General features: G+C 57.1%; 2 rRNA genes. Both read right to left on the bottom strand.

The features are described from left to right. Nucleotides 1-2,741 (bottom strand): 23S ribosomal RNA (locus ACFU7D_RS28640); the annotation flags it as partial. A gap of 301 nt (nucleotides 2,742-3,042) precedes the next feature. Further along, nucleotides 3,043-4,568: ribosomal RNA gene (locus ACFU7D_RS28635) — 16S ribosomal RNA — on the bottom strand. Nucleotides 4,569-4,886: the final 318 nt, after the last annotated feature.

The raw sequence follows: 4,886 nt of genomic DNA, 5'->3' as shown, positions 1-4,886 counted from the left end.
CGACGAGCCGACATCGAGGTGCCAAACCATCCCGTCGATATGGACTCTTGGGGAAGATCAGCCTGTTATCCCCGGGGTACCTTTTATCCGTTGAGCGACAGCGCTTCCACAAGCCACCGCCGGATCACTAGTCCCGACTTTCGTCCCTGCTCGACCCGTCGGTCTCACAGTCAAGCTCCCTTGTGCACTTACACTCAACACCTGATTGCCAACCAGGCTGAGGGAACCTTTGGGCGCCTCCGTTACTCTTTAGGAGGCAACCGCCCCAGTTAAACTACCCATCAGACACTGTCCCTGATCCGGATCACGGACCCAGGTTAGACATCCAGCACGACCAGAGTGGTATTTCAACGACGACTCCACAACCACTGGCGTGGCCGCTTCAAAGTCTCCCACCTATCCTACACAAGCCGAACCGAACACCAATATCAAACTATAGTAAAGGTCCCGGGGTCTTTCCGTCCTGCTGCGCGAAACGAGCATCTTTACTCGTAGTGCAATTTCACCGGGCCTATGGTTGAGACAGTCGAGAAGTCGTTACGCCATTCGTGCAGGTCGGAACTTACCCGACAAGGAATTTCGCTACCTTAGGATGGTTATAGTTACCACCGCCGTTTACTGGCGCTTAAGTTCTCAGCTTCGCCGACCCGAAAGTCAGCTAACCGGTCCCCTTAACGTTCCAGCACCGGGCAGGCGTCAGTCCGTATACATCGCCTTACGGCTTCGCACGGACCTGTGTTTTTAGTAAACAGTCGCTTCTCGCTGGTCTCTGCGGCCACCCCCAGCTCACCGAGTAAATCGGATCACCAGTGATGGCCCCCCTTCTCCCGAAGTTACGGGGGCATTTTGCCGAGTTCCTTAACCATAGTTCACCCGAACGCCTCGGTATTCTCTACCTGACTACCTGAGTCGGTTTAGGGTACGGGCCGCCATGAAACTCGCTAGAGGCTTTTCTCGACAGCATAGGATCATCCACTTCACCACAATCGGCTCGGCATCAGGTCTCAGACTTCATGCACGACGGATTTGCCTACCGTGCGTCCTACACCCTTACCCCGGGACAACCACCGCCCGGGCTGGACTACCTTCCTGCGTCACCCCATCGCTTACCTAGTACAAGTCTGGTTCGTCGGCTCCACCACTACCCTCAACTCCGAAGAGATCGGGCCGGCTTCACGGACTTAGCATCGCCTGATTCAGTATTGGGCGTTTCAAAGCGGGTACCGGAATATCAACCGGTTGTCCATCGACTACGCCTGTCGGCCTCGCCTTAGGTCCCGACTTACCCTGGGCAGATCAGCTTGACCCAGGAACCCTTAGTCAATCGGCGCACACGTTTCTCACGTGTGTATCGCTACTCATGCCTGCATTCTCACTCGTGAACCGTCCACAACTCGCTTCCGCGGCTGCTTCACCCGGCACACGACGCTCCCCTACCCATCCATACTCCCGTTGGGGATATGTGTATGAATGACACGACTTCGGCGGTACGCTTGAGCCCCGCTACATTGTCGGCGCGGAATCACTTGACCAGTGAGCTATTACGCACTCTTTCAAGGGTGGCTGCTTCTAAGCCAACCTCCTGGTTGTCTCTGCGACTCCACATCCTTTCCCACTTAGCGTACGCTTAGGGGCCTTAGTCGATGCTCTGGGCTGTTTCCCTCTCGACCATGGAGCTTATCCCCCACAGTCTCACTGCCGTGCTCTCACTTACCGGCATTCGGAGTTTGGCTAAGGTCAGTAACCCGGTAGGGCCCATCGCCTATCCAGTGCTCTACCTCCGGCAAGAAACACACGACGCTGCACCTAAATGCATTTCGGGGAGAACCAGCTATCACGGAGTTTGATTGGCCTTTCACCCCTAACCACAGGTCATCCCCCAGGTTTTCAACCCTGGTGGGTTCGGTCCTCCACGAAGTCTTACCTCCGCTTCAACCTGCCCATGGCTAGATCACTCCGCTTCGGGTCTAGAGCGTGCAACTCAATCGCCCTATTCGGACTCGCTTTCGCTACGGCTTCCCCACACGGGTTAACCTCGCTACACACCGCTAACTCGCAGGCTCATTCTTCAAAAGGCACGCAGTCACGACGCACCGAGCAAGCTCGATGCGCGACGCTCCCACGGCTTGTAGGCACACGGTTTCAGGTACTATTTCACTCCGCTCCCGCGGTACTTTTCACCATTCCCTCACGGTACTATCCGCTATCGGTCACCAGGGAATATTTAGGCTTAGCGGGTGGTCCCGCCAGATTCACACGGGATTTCTCGGGCCCCGTGCTACTTGGGTGTCTCTCAAACGAGCCGTTGATGTTTCAGCTACGGGGGTCTTACCCTCTACGCCGGACCTTTCGCATGTCCTTCGCCTACACCAACGGTTTCTGACTCGTCTCACAGCCGGCAGACTGTGAAAAAGAGATCCCACAACCCCGCATGCGCAACCCCTGCCGGGTATCACACGCATACGGTTTGGCCTCATCCGGTTTCGCTCGCCACTACTCCCGGAATCACGGTTGTTTTCTCTTCCTGCGGGTACTGAGATGTTTCACTTCCCCGCGTTCCCTCCACACTGCCTATGTGTTCAGCAGCGGGTGACAGCCCATGACGACTGCCGGGTTTCCCCATTCGGAAACCCCCGGATCAAAGCTTGGTTGACAGCTCCCCGGGGACTATCGTGGCCTCCCACGTCCTTCATCGGTTCCTGGTGCCAAGGCATCCACCGTGCGCCCTTAAAAACTTGGCCACAGATGCTCGCGTCCACTGTGCAGTTCTCAAACAACGACCAGCCACCCATCACCCCACCCTTACAGGTGAGTGCACTGGGGCCGGCAACCGAAGATCCAGACTCAACGAGCCCGTACCTTCAGATACCCAACAGCGTGCCCGACCCGATCAACCCGATCCTGTGTTCCACGCCGAAGCAGTACTAACAAAACCGTGCTCATCGTGCCGAATAGTCAACGTTCCACCCATGAGCTAACCACCGTCGAACATTTGCCGACGTAGTGGCTCTGGATTCCTTGCGGAATCTAGATGCTCCTTAGAAAGGAGGTGATCCAGCCGCACCTTCCGGTACGGCTACCTTGTTACGACTTCGTCCCAATCGCCAGTCCCACCTTCGACAGCTCCCTCCCACAAGGGGTTGGGCCACCGGCTTCGGGTGTTACCGACTTTCGTGACGTGACGGGCGGTGTGTACAAGGCCCGGGAACGTATTCACCGCAGCAATGCTGATCTGCGATTACTAGCGACTCCGACTTCATGGGGTCGAGTTGCAGACCCCAATCCGAACTGAGACCGGCTTTTTGAGATTCGCTCCACCTCGCGGTATCGCAGCTCATTGTACCGGCCATTGTAGCACGTGTGCAGCCCAAGACATAAGGGGCATGATGACTTGACGTCGTCCCCACCTTCCTCCGAGTTGACCCCGGCGGTCTCCTGTGAGTCCCCATCACCCCGAAGGGCATGCTGGCAACACGGGACAAGGGTTGCGCTCGTTGCGGGACTTAACCCAACATCTCACGACACGAGCTGACGACAGCCATGCACCACCTGTACACCGACCACAAGGGGGGCACCATCTCTGATGCTTTCCGGTGTATGTCAAGCCTTGGTAAGGTTCTTCGCGTTGCGTCGAATTAAGCCACATGCTCCGCCGCTTGTGCGGGCCCCCGTCAATTCCTTTGAGTTTTAGCCTTGCGGCCGTACTCCCCAGGCGGGGAACTTAATGCGTTAGCTGCGGCACCGACGACGTGGAATGTCGCCAACACCTAGTTCCCAACGTTTACGGCGTGGACTACCAGGGTATCTAATCCTGTTCGCTCCCCACGCTTTCGCTCCTCAGCGTCAGTAATGGCCCAGAGATCCGCCTTCGCCACCGGTGTTCCTCCTGATATCTGCGCATTTCACCGCTACACCAGGAATTCCGATCTCCCCTACCACACTCTAGCTAGCCCGTATCGAATGCAGACCCGGGGTTAAGCCCCGGGCTTTCACATCCGACGTGACAAGCCGCCTACGAGCTCTTTACGCCCAATAATTCCGGACAACGCTTGCGCCCTACGTATTACCGCGGCTGCTGGCACGTAGTTAGCCGGCGCTTCTTCTGCAGGTACCGTCACTTTCGCTTCTTCCCTGCTGAAAGAGGTTTACAACCCGAAGGCCGTCATCCCTCACGCGGCGTCGCTGCATCAGGCTTTCGCCCATTGTGCAATATTCCCCACTGCTGCCTCCCGTAGGAGTCTGGGCCGTGTCTCAGTCCCAGTGTGGCCGGTCGCCCTCTCAGGCCGGCTACCCGTCGTCGCCTTGGTAGGCCATTACCCCACCAACAAGCTGATAGGCCGCGGGCTCATCCTTCACCGCCGGAGCTTTTAACCCCGTCCCATGCGGGACAGAGTGTTATCCGGTATTAGACCCCGTTTCCAGGGCTTGTCCCAGAGTGCAGGGCAGATTGCCCACGTGTTACTCACCCGTTCGCCACTAATCCACCCCGAAGGGCTTCATCGTTCGACTTGCATGTGTTAAGCACGCCGCCAGCGTTCGTCCTGAGCCAGGATCAAACTCTCCGTGAATGTTTTCCCGTAATCGGGATCACAACACGAGAGCGGAACAACCAGGTCGGAATATGACCGGTTGTTCACAGCGTCCTCGCTGTTGTTGCCTACCCGGTCCGAGGACCGTGCAGGACTTTTCAAAGGAACCACCAACCTGCGATGCAGGCCGGGGTATCAACATATCTGGCGTTGACTTTTGGCACGCTGTTGAGTTCTCAAGGAACGGACGCTTCCTTCGGTCCCGTTTCACCGGGGCCCTCCGGGCGCTTCCCTTCGTTCTTGCGTTTCCGACTCTATCAGACTCTTTCGTGTCCGATTCCCGGCCGAAGCGGGTTA

The organism is Nocardioides sp. NPDC057577, from assembly GCF_042801335.1.
In the GTDB taxonomy this organism is placed as follows: Bacteria; Actinomycetota; Actinomycetes; order Propionibacteriales; family Nocardioidaceae; genus Nocardioides.
The sequence above is the reverse complement of the archived record's forward strand: the minus strand, read 5'-3'. Positions and strand labels throughout refer to the sequence as shown.